The sequence below is a fragment of the Paraburkholderia sp. RL17-368-BIF-A genome (genome assembly GCF_046054045.1).
Classification (GTDB): Bacteria; Pseudomonadota; Gammaproteobacteria; order Burkholderiales; family Burkholderiaceae; genus Paraburkholderia; species Paraburkholderia graminis.
Window position 1 is genome coordinate 112,910 of record NZ_JARESN010000012.1, and the last position, 15,831, is coordinate 128,740.

Below are 15,831 nucleotides of genomic sequence, written 5' to 3' on the forward strand. Positions count from 1 at the left end.
CATTATCAGGCGGCGCGTGAATGCACTGCCGCCGCCGCACGCGGAAAAGACACGCGCATATGCACACCCTTGCCGCCCTCGCCCGTGTCGAGCGTGATATTGCCCGCATGTGCGTCCGCTATTTCGCGCACGATGGCGAGTCCGAGACCGGTGCCCTCCGTATCCGTCGACGCGCGAAAGAACGGTTCGAATATGCGGCTACGGGACTCGGCGGGAATGCCCGGACCGTCGTCGAGCACGCTAACGGTGACGCTATCGGCATCGGCTTTCACTGACACCGTGACATGCCCGCCGCTGCCCGTATAGCGAATCGCGTTCTCCACGAGGTTCGCAATCAGCGCTTGCAACAGGCCGCGATGTCCTGCAACTGGCGCGCTATCGCAAAGCTCGGCGCCCAGGTCGATCTCGCGGCCTTGCGCGAGCAGCGCGAGATCTTCGACTACTTCAAGGGCTAACGGCACGAGGTCGACTGTCTCGACAACGACCTGGCTGTTGTCCGCCGCCTCTGCTTGCGCAAGCAACAGCAACTTGTTGGTGAGCCCGACCATCGACCGGTTACTGCGATGCATGGCGGCGAGCGCTTCGTCGAGCGCGGGATTGACGCCGCCCTGTTGCCGCGCAAACTGCAATTGCGTGCCGAGCAACGTAAGCGGCGTGCGCAACTGATGTGCGGCGTCGGCGATAAAACGGCGTTGCGCGGCAACCTGCACGCCGAGGCGCGCAATGCATTGGTTGATCGCCTCGACAATGGGCCGCAATTCAGTGTGCAAACGGTCTACGCGAATCGGTTCGAGTTGCATCGGGTCGCGATCGGCAACCTCTTCTTTCACCTTCATCAGCGGACGCAATTCGAACGTCAAGCCGATGCACACGAGCGCAACGGCCAGCGCGATCATTTCGATCTGCCGCACGAGTTGCGGTTGCCATAACTGCTCGGCCATCGCGTCGCGCGAACGCACGGTCTTGCCGACGGTGACGCGTACGCGGCGTGTCGCGCCGTTGTCGTACATGAGCCGCACGATTCCCACAGCACGCACGTCCTGGCCGTAGAGCGTGGTGTCGTAGTGGTCGGGCGTATCGGCCGCTTGCGTGGGGCGCAGCGGAAAGTCCGGCGTGCCCGCAAGCAAATGCCGGCCGTCGACATTGACGCTGTAGAACACCTGATCGCGATAGGGCGACGCAAAAATTTCGAGCGCCGCGGGCGGTACATCCACGCGCAAAAAGCCGTCTACCCATTCCACTTCGCCCGCGATCATTCGCGCGGAAGAAATGAGCTGATTGTCCTGCACGAGATCGGCGGTTTGCCGCGCATTGTCGTAGGCCGCCTTGCCGGTCACGAACACGTACAGTGCAAGCGGCACCAGCAACCACCATAACAAGCGGACCCGCAAACTATTGGTCATCTTCTTTCTTGCGCAGCAGATAACCGAGTCCGCGCAGCGTGACGATAGCCGCCGAACTGCCGTCGAGCTTCTTGCGCAATCGCGAGATGTAGATCTCCACCGCGTCTTCGCTCGGCTCATCGGCGAGCGTGAAAATTGCGTCGACAAGCGCGGGCTTGGTCACCGTTTTGCCGAGCCTCAAGATGAGCGTTTCGAGCACCGAGCGCTCGCGCGGCGTCACATTAAGCGGCGCACCCTTCAGCGTGAACTGGCGTGTGTCGATGTCGAACGCGAGATCGCCGCACACCACTTCGCTTGCCTTTGAGGGCGACTGCCGCCGGATCGCCACCTTGATTCGCGCGATCAGCTCGCGCACTTCGAATGGCTTCACGAGGTAGTCGTCCGCACCGGCGCCGAGCAATTCCACTTTTTCGTCGATGGAACCGCTCGCCGTCAGAATCAGAACCGGCGTGGCATCTCCTCGTTGACGCAGCCGGCGCAGCACGTTCTTGCCCGACAGCTTCGGCAGATTCAGGTCGAGCAGAATGACGTCGTAGTGATTCGACTGCAGCAAACGGTCCGCTGCGTCGCCGTCCTGCACGGCGTCGAGCGCGAATGCCTCCTGCTCGAGCATCTTCGCGAGCCAGTGCGCGAGCGTGGGATTGTCTTCGATGAGCAGCAGCTTCATGGCGGGAACGGCAAAAGTCAGGGCGTCGATTGTGCCGCAAAAAAAGGGCTTTGCGCGTATTGCGAGCCGATGTGCCGCGCAGCGCGCGACGCACGCCTCGCGGCACTTCGGGGTTAACACTCATGGTTTCCCTACAGCGCCGAAAGCTCGCAGAAGGTTTTCAATTTCTATAATCGCCGTCATTCATCCAAAAAGCGCCGCGCGCAACATCGGGCGGCGACTAAACCCAGGAGACTGCCTCATGCGTACCTTGCGCCAGATTGCCGCCGTGTCCAGTGTTGCGTTTGCCCTCGCCGCTGCTTCGACCGCCGCTCATGCGGAGAAAATCACGATCATGGTCGGCGGCGCCGCCAAGATCATCTACCTGCCGGCGCGGCTCACCGAGCAACTCGGGTACTTCAAGGACGAAGGCCTCGACGTCGAAATTCTTTCGCAGCCGGCCGGCGTGGACGCGGAAAACGAACTGCTCGCAGGCGCGGTGCAAGGCGTGGTGGGCTTCTACGATCACACCATCGACCTGCAGAGCAAAGGCAAGGAAGTCGAGGCGCTGGTGATCTTCGGGCAGGTGCCCGGTGAAGTGGAGATGGTTTCCACGAAAGCCGCGGACACCTTCAAAAGCATGGCCGACGCAAAGGGCAAGACGCTGGGCGTAACGGGCCTGGGCTCATCGACGAGTTTCCTCACGCAGTACCTCGCACAACGCGCGGGCGTGCCGTCCACGCAATACACGCTGCTGCCGGTGGGCGCGGACAACAGCTTCATCGCGGCGATCAAGCAGAACCGGATCGACGCCGGCATGACCACAGAGCCGACAGTCTCGCAATTGCTGAAGACCGGCGATGCAAAAGTACTGATCGACATGCGCACGCTCGAAGGCACGCGTGCCGCGCTTGGCGGCACCTATCCGGCTTCGAGCTTCTACGTGCAACGTGCGTGGGCCGAATCGCACAAGAGCGACGCCGCCAAACTCTCGCATGCTTTCGCAAAGACGCTGAACTTCATCGCCACGCATAGCGCCGAAGACATCGCCGCGAAGATGCCGAAGGACTACTACGGCAGCAACAAGGATCTGTATATCGGCGCATTGAAGGCTTCTCTGCCGATGTTCACGAAGGACGGCAAGATGCCCGCCGACGGCCCAGAGACCGTGCTGCGAGTACTTTCCGCATTCAATCCTTCGGTGAAGGGCAAGCATATCGACCTCGCCAAGACCTACACGAACGACTTCGTGGCGGCGCCGGTCAAGACCGCGGCGAAGTAACGCCGATCAACAACAAGAGAACTGCGAGGCATCAGCCGATGAATCAACCCATGTCACGCGAGACGCCTGCGATTGAGTTGCGCAACGTGTCTTGCCGTTTCATTTCTCCGGACGGCAAGGCCACCGTTGCGTTGCGCGACTTCAGCATGTCGGTGGCGCGCGGCGAGTTTGTCGCTATCGTCGGCCCGACGGGTTGCGGCAAATCCACGACGCTCAGCATGATTACCGGCTTGCTGAAGCCCACTACCGGCGAAGTTCGCGTGATGGGCGCGCCCGTTGACGGCATCGATCCGCGCATCGGCTTCGTGTTCCAGGCGGACGCGGTGTTCCCCTGGCGCTCGGTCATCGACAACGTCGCGGCCGGTCCGCTGTATCGCGGCCGCTCGAAATCCGCCGCCTACGACGAAGCGAACGAATGGCTGCGCCGCGTGGGCCTCGACAAGTTCAGCAAGCATTATCCGCATCAACTTTCGGGTGGTATGCGCAAACGCGTGGCGCTCGCGCAGACCTTCATCAACCGCCCCGAGATTCTGTTGATGGACGAGCCGTTCTCGGCGCTCGATATGCAAACGCGCACGTTGATGCAGGACGAACTGCTGCAATTGTGGGGCGGCGCGGGGTCGGTGGTTTTCGTCACGCACGATCTCGAGGAAGCAATTGCACTCGCCGATCGCGTGTTCGTGCTGACCGCGCGGCCCGCTACGCTGAAGAAGGTTTACGAAATCGACCTGCCGCGTCCGCGCGTCACGTCGGAAGTTCGCTACGACCCGCGTTTCATCGAAATCTCGCGAGACATCTGGCACGACCTGCGCGAAGAAGTGCAGATCGGTTAATCAAGGAAAGGCAAACATGTCGACAACTCCTCAACAGACCATGCCTACCGGCATCGACACTGCTTCGCTCGAACACGTCGAACGGGTCGCGCAAAAACGTATTCGCCAACGTCAACTGCTGGTGATTTCTCTGCGTATCGCGGTGCTCGTGGTCGTGCTCGGCGGTTGGGAACTGTCCGCTCGCCTGAAGTGGATCGACCCGTTCTTCTTTTCGATGCCGAGCGCGATTTTCGATCAGATCGTCGACTGGTTCGTGAACGGCACCTCGCAAGGGCCGCTTCTCACGCAGGTTTGGGTCACGCTGGAAGAGACCGGACTCGGCTTCATTATCGGTTCCGTTGCCGGCATATTCTGCGGCATCGTGCTCGGACGTAACAAGCTGCTGTCGGACGTATTCAGCCTGTACATCAAGATCGCGAACTCGATTCCGCGTGTGGTGCTGGGTTCCGTATTCGTGATCGCGTTGGGCCTCGGCATGGCTTCCAAAGTCGCGCTCGCGGTGGTCATGGTGTTCTTCGTTGTGTTCGCGAATGCCTTTCAGGGCGTGCGCGAAGCGGATCGCTACATGATTGCGAACGCGCAGATTCTCGGTGCGTCTCGCCGCCAGGTGACGACGTCGGTTGTGATTCCCTCGGCATTGAGCTGGATTCTCGCGAGCTTGCACGTGAGCTTTGGCTTTGCGCTCGTCGGCGCGGTGGTCGGCGAATTCCTGGGCTCGAAGCAAGGTATTGGCCTTTTGATTTCCACTGCGCAAGGCGCGTTCAACGCAAGCGGCGTGTTCGCGGCGATGATCGTGCTCGCCGTCGTCGCACTCGCAGCGGACTATCTGTTGACGGCCGTCGAGCAGCGCTTGTTGAAATGGCGCCCCGCGGCGGTTTGAAGTTCAGTCGCGTTGCCGTGGTGTAAAAGCACGGCTTGGCAGTAAAAGAAATGCCGTTTGGTCGCCGACCGAGCGGCATTTTTTCTTTGTCTCTTCGAGTTGTTGCAAGCGCCGCGCGCGTGCGGGCCTTTCCATGCGACGCTTTCACTAGCGCGCGTTTTGCGCTACGTTTGCAAGCTCACGCATGACAAGTTCAGTCTTGCGTACTTCCTGCTGGAGCGATGCACATGGACGACGTCCAATTCGGCAAAGCGGCACAACAGCAAACCCCTGAGCAGAACGACCCGATTCGCCACGTAGTCGTTCTGCTCATGGAAAACCATTCCTTCGATCAGATGCTCGGCTGCCTCGACGAAGTCCACAAGGATCTGGACGGCGTACGCAACGCTGCGGCGAAAACAAATGACGACGGCAAAGGCCACGTCTTCTCACCTCGCCCCACGTACGCGCGACAAATGAAGCTCGATCCGGATCACCGGCATTCGGCGGTGTTAAGGCAGATCGACGGGGACAACAGCGGCTTCGTGCGCTCCTTCACGGACGATTATCCCAAGAGCAGTCTTGCCGCGCGGCAAGACATCATGGGCTACTATCCACGCGGCTTCCTGCCGGCGCTGCATACGCTTGGCGAGCACTTCACCGTTTGCGACCAATGGTTTTCGTCGATGCCCGGCCCGACCTGGCCTAACCGCTACTTCGCGCTTAGCGGCACTTCGAAAGGACGGGTCGGCATGCCGTCCGGCCTCGATGCACTTAATCCGAAGTGGTACACCGAACAGGACCAGGACACGATTTTTGACCGCCTGAACGAGGCGCAAAAACGCTGGCGAGTTTATTTCTACGACTTTCCCGCGTCGTTGCTGTTGAAGAATCAACGCAAACCCGAGAACCTCGCGAATTACCGCTACTTCGATACGTTCTTCCGCGATGCCGCCGGGGCCGAAGACGCATTTCCCGAGTTTGCACTGATAGAGCCGAAGTACTTCGGCGAGGCGCAAAACGACGACCATCCGCCGCACAACATCATGAAAGCGGAAAAGCTGATCGCGGATACCTACAATGCCCTGCGCTCGAACCAGCCGTTGTGGGAAAGCACTTTATTTGTGATTCTTTACGACGAGCATGGCGGCTTTTACGATCACGTGGTGCCGCCGCCAGATGCAGTGGCGCCGGACGAACATACAAACGCGTTCAACTTCAACCGCCTCGGCGTGCGCGTGCCCGCGATTCTCGTTTCGCCGTGGTGCGATAGCGGCGTTTGTCACGCGCAATTCGACCATTGCAGCCTGCTGAAGTATCTCTGCGACAAGTGGAAGATGGCGCCGCTCGGCAAGCGCACTGAAGCTTCGGCAAGCGTCGGGCTCGCAATCCGCACTACCGGCGCGGCGCGTACCGATACACCGCAGTTCATTCGCGTGAGCAATCAATCGCTCATTCCCGAGCACGTCGAACTGGAAAAGAAGTCGTCGAATAACAATCAGCAGGGGCTGCACCATTTCGCGGACTTCCTTCACGCGGAACTGGATCGATTGACGACGGAGGCGGTCGTGTCGGCGGCGAATGTCGCGCGTGCGCAGAACGGTTGGGTGCGCATGAAAAGCGCGTTAGGTTCGGCGATGATCGGCCTCGGACAGTGGCTTAGCAAAGACTTCTATCAGGCGCGCGATCAACGCGACGCGCGCACCAGCCATGCATTCACACGGCTGTCGGAAGTCGCGCATGAGGCTCATGACGCTCTCAATACGCGCGGCGATTGAGAGCGCATATAGGCTCGATAGCTCCAGACGTTTATCTCATTTCCAGCAACGAAGTTTACCGAAATGCGCCATTACTCTCTCCAGTTTGCGAACCTACAATGTAATCACTGGCTGCGAACAACAAGGTTCGTAGCGCAATAAACACCGAACTGGAGGTAGTTAATCATGAAATCGCTCATTCAAGCCGTTGTTGTCGCCACCGTGCTGGCCGCTCCTGTCGCTTCGTTCGCGCAGTCCAATGAGCCCGTGACACGCGCTCAAGTGCGCGCCGAACTGGTCCAACTGGAAAAGGCCGGCTACGAGCCGAGCCGTGCCGACCGTTACTATCCTGCCGATCTACAGGCTGCACAAAACCGCGTTGCCGAACAGAACGGCACCGCCCAGCCGGCGATATCGAGCTACGGCGGCGCGGCCACCGGCTCATCGCAATCGGGCCGCACGGGGTCCGCTAATGGCGCAAAGTCCATTTACTTCGGCAACTAAGAACGAACGGTTCGCGGCTTATCGCGCCGCCAGGGCGCATCCCGTTTGATCCGTTCCAAACGAACTGGCCCGCGACCGGTCATTCCGATCGCGGGCCAGTTCGCTATGTGTTACCTCCGTCATCGGCTACCGATGACTTCGCCTGGATCGCACCGGTCCAGGCGCTTTTTTGCCAATGCCGACAGTTGTGCGTGCAACGAGCCGATTGGCGAATCAGTCGCGAGCGATCAGATCGCCCACCTGGCCGCGGCCCGTGACGAGGCAGTTCGACAGGAAATTTTCACCCTGGCTGCTTGCGCCGGCTTCTCCGAAACCCTTCTTGAACGCGTTCGCCTTGACGAGTTCCGCGCCCTGATGGCACGTGATCGTCCCTACTTCACCGGCCTGCGCGCGCATGAGCGCCCGGTCGGCCAGCAGATAGCCAAGCAACAGCACCACCGCAATATTGAACGCCTGTCTCATGGATCGTCTCCTCCTTCGAGGAGACTAACGCGAACCCTCTGCGCGCGGTGTTAGGGGTTTCCCGATTCTCGCGTGTCTTCTGATGCAGGTTAAATCGCGCGATCACAGGGAGGCCGCGTCAGAAGCGCGCTTCGATGTCCCGAATGCGCTGCTCGATTGATCGACGCACCAATGCATTGGACGAAACTAAAACCAGCGACGACGCGATGATCCCATACACCTTGTTTCGCCGCACCTTGGAGACCTGCTGCGGATCGAGCCACGCCTTGTTGTCCACGAGCAGCAGCAGCGTTTCGAGGCCGATCAGAATCGGCCACAAGCATGCGAGCCGCAGGCGCACGGAAAAAGCGGGAATCGCGAGTGTGTAATCGAGCGCCTCACGGAAATGATCGAGCGTCTTGCGCAACAACTCGACCATCAGCGGACGCGCGCGCAGCGAATTGGCCGGCAGCAAAAGATCTTGCGGGCTAAGGCCGTGCTGTTCCAGCATCGTTTGCGGAAGATAGCAGCGACCAATGCGCAGGTCTTTGCCGCAATCGCGCAATACGTTGGTCATTTGCAGCGCCTTGCCGAAGCGCACACCGCGGGCGGCCATGATGTGGGGCCGCTCCTTCAGCGTGCCGGGCATATGCGCGTAGGTCATCGTGGTCCAGAATTCGCCGACGCAACCCGCCACCAGATACGTATAACGGTCGAGCTCGCCATATTCGCGCAGCGCCGCGATGCGGCCCGAGCGTTCGTCGGGGAACGTGCGCAGATCGAATTCCATGCCTTCGGTCAACGTCGACACAATCGCGCGCACGGCGTTGCGGTCCGGCTCGCTCAATTGCGTCAGCACGTCTAGCGCGGGACCGAGCGATTCGAGCAGCAGCTTCTCGTCCGACTGGCTCTGCTGACCCGCCACTTCAGCGGCCATGCGCTGAAACAGCGCGCCGTCGTTTGCCACGCCGTTGATCTGATCGCGCAATGACAGCAGCAATTGGAGCCGCTGTTCCGGCGCGATCAGTGAGGTATCCGCGATGGTATCGGCGGCACGCGCGAGCAGATAGGCGAGGCCGATTGGATCGCGCATGCCCACCGGCAACACGCGAAGCGTAAGGTAGAACGAGCGTGATACGCCTTTCAGGAGCGGACCGAGAAGAAAGGCCCGGGTCGGAGTCGGCATGGGTGCGATGTCAGTATTGGCAAAATTCAGGCGGTGGGCAATTGTATACGGCAAGCCGCGCTAAGATGCGGGATAGCCTGAATCTCGTGCCGACAATGAGCAAAAACCAGAATTCGACTCTTGAACCCAGCGCCACGCGTACTCGCCGACCCAGCCTGCGGCTCACTTATGTGATCGGCAGCCTCGACCGTATCTTGCGGCGTCGTATGAGCGAAGCCCTCGCGCCGCTCGGCTTGACCCTCGCACAATTTACCGCGCTCTCCGTGCTTGAAGCGAAAGGGCAAGCGTCGAACGCGCAGCTTGCCGAGCGCTCGTTCATCACCCCGCAATCAGCCAACGAAGTGATGAACGCGATGGCGAGCCGCAACTGGGTGAGCCGCGAGCCCGATCCCACGCATGGCCGCATCGTGCTGCTGCAACTGACCGACGAGGGCCGTACCATACTGCGCCAATGCGAGCAGGCGGTGAAAGCCATTGAAAAGCAGATGCTCGAAGGCATCGAACTGGAAACAGCCGGCACGGTGCAGCGCCACCTCGAAAGTTTCGTACGCAATTTGCGCGGGTAGCGTCGGCAAGCAGTGGCGTCTGATAATGGCGATGACTTCATGCCGCCGCGCCCGATATGCCACGTCGCACGTACTTCTTTTGTACTTTCGGGCGCTTGCCGAACACAACTTTTCAATCTTCGCTGCTTCGTATTCACGCCACTGCGGGTAAACAGCGGGAACGCACTTTGCTGACGTAGTTAGCTTAAGCAACGCACTGACGTCAGCGAGCGCCGCTAGTCGCAGTCCAACCACACACGATAATGAACATTCACGAATCGCCGCCCCTCTCTCGCACTAACGTCGAAACGGGCGTGCCCGGCCTTGACGAGATCCTGGGCGGCGGTCTCGTGCGCGGCGGCGTTTATCTTCTCGAAGGCATGGCGGGCGCCGGCAAGACGATCCTGTCGAGCCAGATCGGCTTTCATCGCGTAAGCCGCGGCGAGAAAGTGCTGTACATGACGCTCATCGCCGAATCGCACGACAAGTTGCTTGCGCACCTGAAAGGCCTGACTTTCTTCGACGAAAAAGCCGTCGCGCAGCAAATGCTTTTTGTTTCTGGCTATCACGAACTGATGCAGGACGGCCTGGACGGCTTTCTGAAACTCATTGCGTCGAGCATTTACGATTACCGCCCGAGCCTGATGATCATCGACGGCTTTCGTAGCGCCCGCGAGTTCAGCGAGACGGAGCTGTCGTTGTCCAAGTTCATTCATGAGTTGAACGCTCTCGTCGCGGCAATGGACTGCACGACGCTGTTGCTCGCGCCGCTGTCCGGCAACGAGCCGCATCCGGAACATACGCTTGTCGACGGTCTGATCGAACTCAACCGTTATAGCGACGGCATGCGCCGCGCGCGCGAAATCGAAGTGCACAAGATGCGTGCGCGCAATCATCTGATGGGCAAGCACTACTTTCGCATCGCCGAAAGCGGGCTTCTGATGTTCCCGCGTCTCGAAGCACAATGCGCCGCGCCGAGTGGACCGGTCGATCTTAAAGCACGGGTCGGTTTCGACTTGCCGCATCTCGATGTCATGTTCGGCGGCGGTCTGTCGCAAGGCTCGACCGCGACGTTGATTGGACCGTCGGGCGTCGGCAAGACGATGCTGAGTTTGCAGTTTCTCGCAGCGGGCGTCGCGCGCGGCGAACGTTGTCTGTATCTCGGCTTTTACGAAGGACCGCAACGGCTCCTCGGCAAAGCCGAGGCCGTTTCGATCCCGCTGAACGAAGCGTATGAAGACGGCCGTCTCCTGATTCAATGGCAGCCCGCCATTGAACTCGCCGTCGACGAAATCGCCGCGAAGGCGCTCGCCACCGCGAAGAACATGGGGGCGACGCGCATCGTGATCGACGGAGTGGAAGGCTTCCGCGATTCCGCGTTGCGCGTCGAGCGCTTCGGGCTGTTCCTTAACGCGTTGCTGCATCAATTGCGCGAGGCCGGCATTACGACGCTGGTCATAGAAGAAATGCCGCTCCATTCCGATCACGGCCATTCGAGAACCACGCGCGTTTCGGCACTCACCGAGAACCTCGTGCTGCTGCGTTACGCTGAGACAGACGCGGGACTGCGGCGCGCGATCTCCATCGTCAAGCAGCGCGAAAGCGCACATGATCCGTCCACGCATGAGCTGGTGATCTCATCGCAAGGGCTCGATGTTATCGAAAGCCCGCTCAGCGCCACGGTTTCTTCGGCATCAGGTCTGTCCGCGACGTTGCAGCCGCGGCGACCGGCGTAGCACCCATGAAAACCATTCTGGTCGTGGATGACGAATTCGACATCCTCACGGTATGGCGGCTGCTGCTCGAGCGCCACGGCTATACGGTATTGACCGCATCGAATGGCGCCGTCGCGCTCGAGCAGATACGCAGAACGAGGCCCGACATCATCGTATCGGACTGCATGATGCCGGTCATGTCGGGGCTGCAACTGTGCGCGGCGCTTTACGCCGATCCCGAACTGCGCGACATTCCGATCATTCTATGCAGCGCGGCCGCGGATATTCCAGTGCAACCCAATCCGTCTATCGAATACGCGCGCAAGCCGATCGCGTTCGACGCGTTGCTCGCAATGCTCAAGCGGATGTCGGTGTAGCGCTTCTCTTACTGCGGCTCACCACCGCCTTGCAGCGTCAAACCGACTCCACCACCAGCGCGCCGACGTTTGCAATCGCCGCGTTGTTGCGCGCGGCGTCGCCCGCAGTGCCGGTCAAATAGACCGCCACAAGAATCGGGCCGCGTCCCGGCGGCCAGAAAATCGCCACGTCGTTCGCGGTGCCGTGATCGCCCGTGCCGGTCTTGTCGCCCACGCCCCAATCTTTCGGCAGCTTTGCGCGCAGACGCGCGCCGCCGGTCTCATTGCCCGCGAGCCACGCGAGCAATTGCACTCTCGATGACGACTTCAAACGCTCGCCAAGCAGGAGTTCGCGCATATTGCCGAGCATTGCATTCGGTGTCGTCGTATCGCGCGGATCGCCAGGCGTCGCCTCGTTCAACGTCGGCTCATTGCGGTCCAGCCGCGTGATGCCGTCGCCGAGACTACGCGCGAATGCAGTCAGTGCAGCAGGACCGCCGAAGCTTTGCAGCAGCAGATTAGCCGCGGTGTTGTCGCTGAGCGTGATCGCCGCCTTGCACAACTCCGCGATACTCATGCCCGCGTTGCCGGTGCGCTCGCGAGTGTGCTTCGACGTCGCCGGCGAGTACGGCACCAGTTCGCTTTCCGGATAGACGATGCGCCGCTGCAGATCTTCCTCGCCGCCATCGACACGCGCGAGGATCGCCCCCGCGGCGAGCAGCTTGAACGTGCTGCACATCGGGAAGCGCTCGTCCGCATGCAGGCCGGCGTGCAGTCCCGAGGTCGTGTCGACGATCGACACGCCGAGCCGTCCACCGCTTTGTGCTTCGATCTCTTCGAGCCGCGCGCGAATCGCATCCGCCTTGGCGAACTGTTGCCGCTGCCGCGCTCCATTGATTGCCTTGCCCGATTCCGCGTTCTTGGCCCACGCGCCGCTGTTGCCGAACGCAACCCCAGCTATCGAAACGCCCAGCATCGCACCCGCGAATTTTCTTCTCGTGATCATTGCCGCTCCTTGTGTGAAGCCGCAACTATCGGTTTTCCCGCCGCCGCTGACAAACGATGATAAGTTAATGCGCTCACAAGAAAAACTTATGCCTCGGCCATGAGACCTTATCTTCCGCTTAACGCGCTGCGCGCTTTTGAATCCTCCGCCCGGCACTTGAGCTTTACTCGCGCGGCACTCGAACTGAATGTCACCCAGGCCGCTGTCAGCCAGCAGGTCAGATCGCTCGAAGAACGTCTCGGCACCACGCTATTCAAACGCTTGCCGCGCGGTCTCGCGATGACCGACGAGGGTCTTGCATTGCGTCCCGTCCTGACTGACGCATTCGATCGCATCGAAGCCGTGCTCAAGCAATTCGAAGGCGGCCACTTTCATGAAGTGCTGACGGTCGGCGTGGTGGGTACGTTCGCGGTCGGCTGGCTCATGCCGCGGCTCAAATCGTTTCGAGAGGCTCATCCCTTCGTCGAATTGCGGCTTCTGACGAACAACAATCTCGTGGATCTCGCGACCGAAGGGCTCGACTTCGCAATCCGTTTCGGCGACGGCACGTGGCCCGGTTCACTCGCGACGCGCCTGCTCGATGCACCGCTCGCGCTCTTATGCACGCCGGAAATTGCAGCGCGTCTGTCGACGCCCGCGGATCTCGCCGACCAAACGCTGCTGCGTTCCTATCGCGCGGATGACTGGAGCAACTGGTTCGCCGCTGCGGGCATTCCACCGCGGCCCATTCGCGGACCCGTGTTCGATTCTTCGCGATTGATGGTCGAAGCGGCGATGCAGGGCGCGGGCATCGCACTCGCGCCCGCGCTGATGTTCGATCGAGAGATCAATACGGGCCGCCTCGTGCGTCCGTTCGATGTCGAAGTCCATGCCGGCAGTTACTGGCTCACATGGCTAAAGGGCAAGCCGATGACGCCCGCGATGCTGCTGTTCAGTCAGTGGCTCATCAAGGAAGCGGCCACACACACGCCGGATTAGCACAGGCCCGTGCGACGATAGCCGTTCATCGCGGGGCGTTCGGCTTGCGGCGGAAATACATTCCACGAACCGTCGTCGTGACGGAAGAAGAAGATGGACAGCAGGCCGCCCGGACGCAGCGCCTCGACGCGCACGAAACGCTGATGCAGTGACGCACGGTGGCAGAACTCGACCACTCGTGCCGGCATCGACGGCGTAGGTGCAAGCCATTTGTCGACGGCCCAGTGCAAGGTCTTTTCGGCAGCAGCCATGATGTTCTCCTCGGTTCCTTCACTCATCTCTTTCGATAACTCACGCCACTTGCGCGGCAAACTGCCTGTTCTTCGCGCCGGCCTCGACGAATGCCTTCACGAGGCACATCAGCACGTGCATGCCGGTGCGCGGATGGCGCAAGCTGCAATGCACCTGTTCGCTGCGGCTTTCGCCAAGCAGCACCCACGCGCAGAAGTGTTCGCAGTTGTTGGTCAAGAGGCGGTAGCGGTTCTCGCCGAGACGTGAGCGCGCGCGGCGCACTGCTTCTTCGCCGAGGTAGCGCGCGCCGAGCGTCGCTCTGATCGTCAGCGGATGCCCGGCGGCGAAGCGGTCGAGTTCGACTTCTTCAACCGGGCCGCGATGCGCCGAACCGGCAAAGCCCGCGTAATGAACCACACGGCCATTGCCCACATAAATGCCGTGATGTTCGTAACCGCAGCGGGTGGAGACCAGATGCGAACCGATCGGCAAGTCGATGGTGGACGACGGTTCATCGGCCGCATCGCTTGTCGTCTGAAGAGAGTTCGTGTTCATGGCTTGCCTCGTTTGTTTCCAACACTGTTGCGAGGTCTTTTGCATCATCCGGGCCATGCGCTCGGAAGCCCTTGTTTATAGGGCTTTGCGCGAAAATACGCGGCTTTTAACGACGCGAGTGTGGGCCTTGAACCGACAGAAATCGCGTCGATGTGTTGGCGATTGGCGATCTTTTGTCACCGTCACGAGCTGTGCTTTGGAGAGCTTTTTGGAAGCCTCGCGATGCATTGAGAAAGTGTTGGGCCCCACACCGGTCGTGACGCGTGAATGTTGGCTACTGCCCGACCTATCGCTTTGCATGCGACTCGCCCGACACGCTCCGAGCGGCCCGCAGCCCCATGCCAGTCAACGCATTACCGAAGAAACGCAGGACGTCGCGTACAAATTGGCATAGCGCTTGCACTATCTCGCCCAGATCCATAAAAACCGCGCGCGTCGCGCACGCGGTCAACCGGAGAACGACATGGCTTCTATTTCTGTGAACGATCTTTCGCTGAACCTCGCACTCGACCGCAAAGCAATGGCGGCGATTCGCGGCGGAGGCGGTGCGCCGTGGGTCTATGGATGGATTCAGCCTTATGTGCGGGAAACGCCGAGCATTGGGCCGGTCGTGAACCTGTACGAGGTGTCCAACAACTTCTATGCTAACCAGATGATCAACCAGTTCCAGTCGGTCGACGTGCGCAATACCGGTGCGAACTCGAACATTAGCGTCGCTCCCGACGCACGCAGCAGAAACGATATGGTGTAGCCGTTGTGACTTGCGCGAGCCAATTCCGCTGGACGTCGTGCGCGCGTTCCGACGCGGGATGCGTGCGTGAAGTCAATGAAGATGCCTGCCTCGACGACGCCGAACTGGGACGCTGGGCCGTCGCGGACGGCATGGGCGGGCACGCGGTCGGCGACCTCGCGAGCCGCCTCGTGATCGACGCGCTAAAGCGGCTCGCGCCGCCCGTCAGCATGAAGGCGTTTATCGCGGACGCACGCGCGCATTTGCAGGTCGCGAATCGTCAGTTGAGAGAAGAGGCCGCGCGCCGCCAGGTGCAGCGCATCGGCAGCACCGTCGTCGTGCTTCTCGCGTGCGATCGCTTTTGCGGCTATGTGTGGGCCGGCGACAGCCGCCTCTATCTCGTGCGCGATGGCCAACTGCGCCAACTCACGCGCGATCACAGTCAGGTGGAAGCACTCAAGTCGCTCGGCGTGATTACCGATGAAGAAGCGCGGCATCATCCCGCGCAGCATATGATTACGCGTGCCGTGGGCGCGACCGATCTGCTCGAACTCGACGACGATGCAATCGAAGTCGCGGACGGCGACATCTTCCTGCTGTGCAGCGACGGCCTGAGCAACGAGGTCGACGAAGCCGACATGCTGGCGGTGCTCAACACAGCCGCCCACGCCGACGCGCCGGATCTACTCGTGAGCCTCGCGCTCGAGCGCGGCGGCCGGGACAACATCACGGCAGTCGTCGTGCGCGCGGAAGATCCTTATGCCGCCGACAAAACGCTGCTGAATCCCGCGCCATGACAGAGCG

The 15,831-nt window shown here is 60.7% G+C and carries 18 protein-coding genes; 11 read left to right on the plus strand and 7 right to left on the minus strand.

Features of this window, described 5'->3' with window-relative positions:
• Positions 1-5: 5 nt before the first annotated feature.
• Positions 6-1,403 (minus strand): sensor histidine kinase, encoded by a 1,398-nt coding sequence (locus P0D87_RS21115; RefSeq protein WP_053859882.1) that lies wholly within the window; start codon positions 1,401-1,403, stop codon positions 6-8.
• Entirely contained in the window at positions 1,393-2,070 is a 678-nt protein-coding gene (locus P0D87_RS21120; RefSeq protein ID WP_053859881.1) for a response regulator, read from the minus strand. The genes P0D87_RS21115 and P0D87_RS21120 overlap by 11 nt, the downstream gene beginning before the upstream one ends.
• A gap of 241 nt (positions 2,071-2,311) precedes the next feature.
• Here P0D87_RS21120 and P0D87_RS21125 point away from each other — a divergent pair, with 241 nt between their 5' ends.
• The 5 genes from P0D87_RS21125 (at position 2,312) to P0D87_RS21145 (ending at position 7,284) form a co-directional block, all read left to right on the plus strand.
• Positions 2,312-3,331 (plus strand): ABC transporter substrate-binding protein, encoded by a 1,020-nt coding sequence (locus tag P0D87_RS21125; protein WP_006047218.1) that lies wholly within the window; start codon positions 2,312-2,314, stop codon positions 3,329-3,331.
• A gap of 38 nt (positions 3,332-3,369) precedes the next feature.
• Entirely contained in the window at positions 3,370-4,164 is a 795-nt protein-coding gene (locus tag P0D87_RS21130; protein ID WP_006047219.1) for an ABC transporter ATP-binding protein, read from the plus strand.
• A gap of 16 nt (positions 4,165-4,180) precedes the next feature.
• Positions 4,181-5,044, plus strand: a complete 864-nt coding sequence (locus P0D87_RS21135; RefSeq protein ID WP_006047220.1) for an ABC transporter permease — start codon at positions 4,181-4,183, stop codon at positions 5,042-5,044.
• A gap of 227 nt (positions 5,045-5,271) precedes the next feature.
• On the plus strand, positions 5,272-6,801 hold the full coding sequence (locus tag P0D87_RS21140; protein ID WP_053859880.1) for an alkaline phosphatase family protein: 1,530 nt from the start codon (positions 5,272-5,274) through the stop codon (positions 6,799-6,801).
• 165 nt (positions 6,802-6,966) lie between these two features.
• Positions 6,967-7,284 (plus strand): DUF4148 domain-containing protein, encoded by a 318-nt coding sequence (locus tag P0D87_RS21145; RefSeq protein WP_006047222.1) that lies wholly within the window; start codon positions 6,967-6,969, stop codon positions 7,282-7,284.
• A 213-nt stretch (positions 7,285-7,497) separates the two neighbouring features.
• Here the strand turns inward: P0D87_RS21145 and P0D87_RS21150 are convergent, their stop codons facing one another.
• The gene (locus P0D87_RS21150; protein WP_053859879.1) at positions 7,498-7,746 is read right to left on the minus strand and encodes a hypothetical protein; all 249 of its coding nucleotides are present in this window, start codon (positions 7,744-7,746) and stop codon (positions 7,498-7,500) included.
• A gap of 118 nt (positions 7,747-7,864) precedes the next feature.
• Complete coding sequence (locus P0D87_RS21155; protein WP_053859878.1) at positions 7,865-8,911, minus strand: squalene/phytoene synthase family protein; 1,047 nt, start codon at positions 8,909-8,911, stop codon at positions 7,865-7,867.
• Between the two features lie 95 nt (positions 8,912-9,006).
• Here P0D87_RS21155 and P0D87_RS21160 point away from each other — a divergent pair, with 95 nt between their 5' ends.
• The 3 genes from P0D87_RS21160 to P0D87_RS21170 all read left to right on the plus strand — a co-directional run bounded on the left by P0D87_RS21160 (position 9,007) and on the right by P0D87_RS21170 (position 11,548).
• On the plus strand, positions 9,007-9,477 hold the full coding sequence (locus P0D87_RS21160; protein ID WP_053860795.1) for a MarR family winged helix-turn-helix transcriptional regulator: 471 nt from the start codon (positions 9,007-9,009) through the stop codon (positions 9,475-9,477).
• Positions 9,478-9,719: 242 nt separating this feature from the next.
• Positions 9,720-11,192, plus strand: coding sequence for an ATPase domain-containing protein (locus P0D87_RS21165; RefSeq protein ID WP_053859877.1), 1,473 nt, complete (start codon positions 9,720-9,722; stop codon positions 11,190-11,192).
• A gap of 5 nt (positions 11,193-11,197) precedes the next feature.
• A complete protein-coding gene (locus P0D87_RS21170; RefSeq protein ID WP_006047227.1) occupies positions 11,198-11,548 on the plus strand; it encodes a response regulator in 351 nt (116 codons plus the stop codon).
• A gap of 37 nt (positions 11,549-11,585) precedes the next feature.
• Here the strand turns inward: P0D87_RS21170 and bla are convergent, their stop codons facing one another.
• Positions 11,586-12,533 (minus strand): class A beta-lactamase, encoded by a 948-nt coding sequence (gene bla / locus P0D87_RS21175; RefSeq protein ID WP_053859876.1) that lies wholly within the window; start codon positions 12,531-12,533, stop codon positions 11,586-11,588.
• A gap of 99 nt (positions 12,534-12,632) precedes the next feature.
• Between bla and P0D87_RS21180 the strand changes: the two genes are divergently transcribed.
• Complete coding sequence (locus P0D87_RS21180; protein WP_006047229.1) at positions 12,633-13,511, plus strand: LysR family transcriptional regulator; 879 nt, start codon at positions 12,633-12,635, stop codon at positions 13,509-13,511.
• On the opposite strand, the gene P0D87_RS21185 is transcribed toward P0D87_RS21180, so the two are convergent.
• The gene (locus P0D87_RS21185; protein WP_006047230.1) at positions 13,508-13,762 is read right to left on the minus strand and encodes a hypothetical protein; all 255 of its coding nucleotides are present in this window, start codon (positions 13,760-13,762) and stop codon (positions 13,508-13,510) included. The two genes, P0D87_RS21180 and P0D87_RS21185, sit on opposite strands and share 4 nt — an antisense overlap.
• 40 nt (positions 13,763-13,802) lie before the next feature.
• On the minus strand, positions 13,803-14,297 hold the full coding sequence (locus P0D87_RS21190) for a lecithin retinol acyltransferase family protein (RefSeq protein WP_006047231.1): 495 nt from the start codon (positions 14,295-14,297) through the stop codon (positions 13,803-13,805).
• 463 nt (positions 14,298-14,760) lie between these two features.
• Here P0D87_RS21190 and P0D87_RS21195 point away from each other — a divergent pair, with 463 nt between their 5' ends.
• On the plus strand, positions 14,761-15,048 hold the full coding sequence (locus tag P0D87_RS21195; RefSeq protein ID WP_006047232.1) for a hypothetical protein: 288 nt from the start codon (positions 14,761-14,763) through the stop codon (positions 15,046-15,048).
• A 5-nt stretch (positions 15,049-15,053) separates the two neighbouring features.
• Positions 15,054-15,824, plus strand: a complete 771-nt coding sequence (locus tag P0D87_RS21200; RefSeq protein ID WP_029967036.1) for a PP2C family protein-serine/threonine phosphatase — start codon at positions 15,054-15,056, stop codon at positions 15,822-15,824.
• The last annotated feature ends 7 nt before the right edge of the window (positions 15,825-15,831 follow it).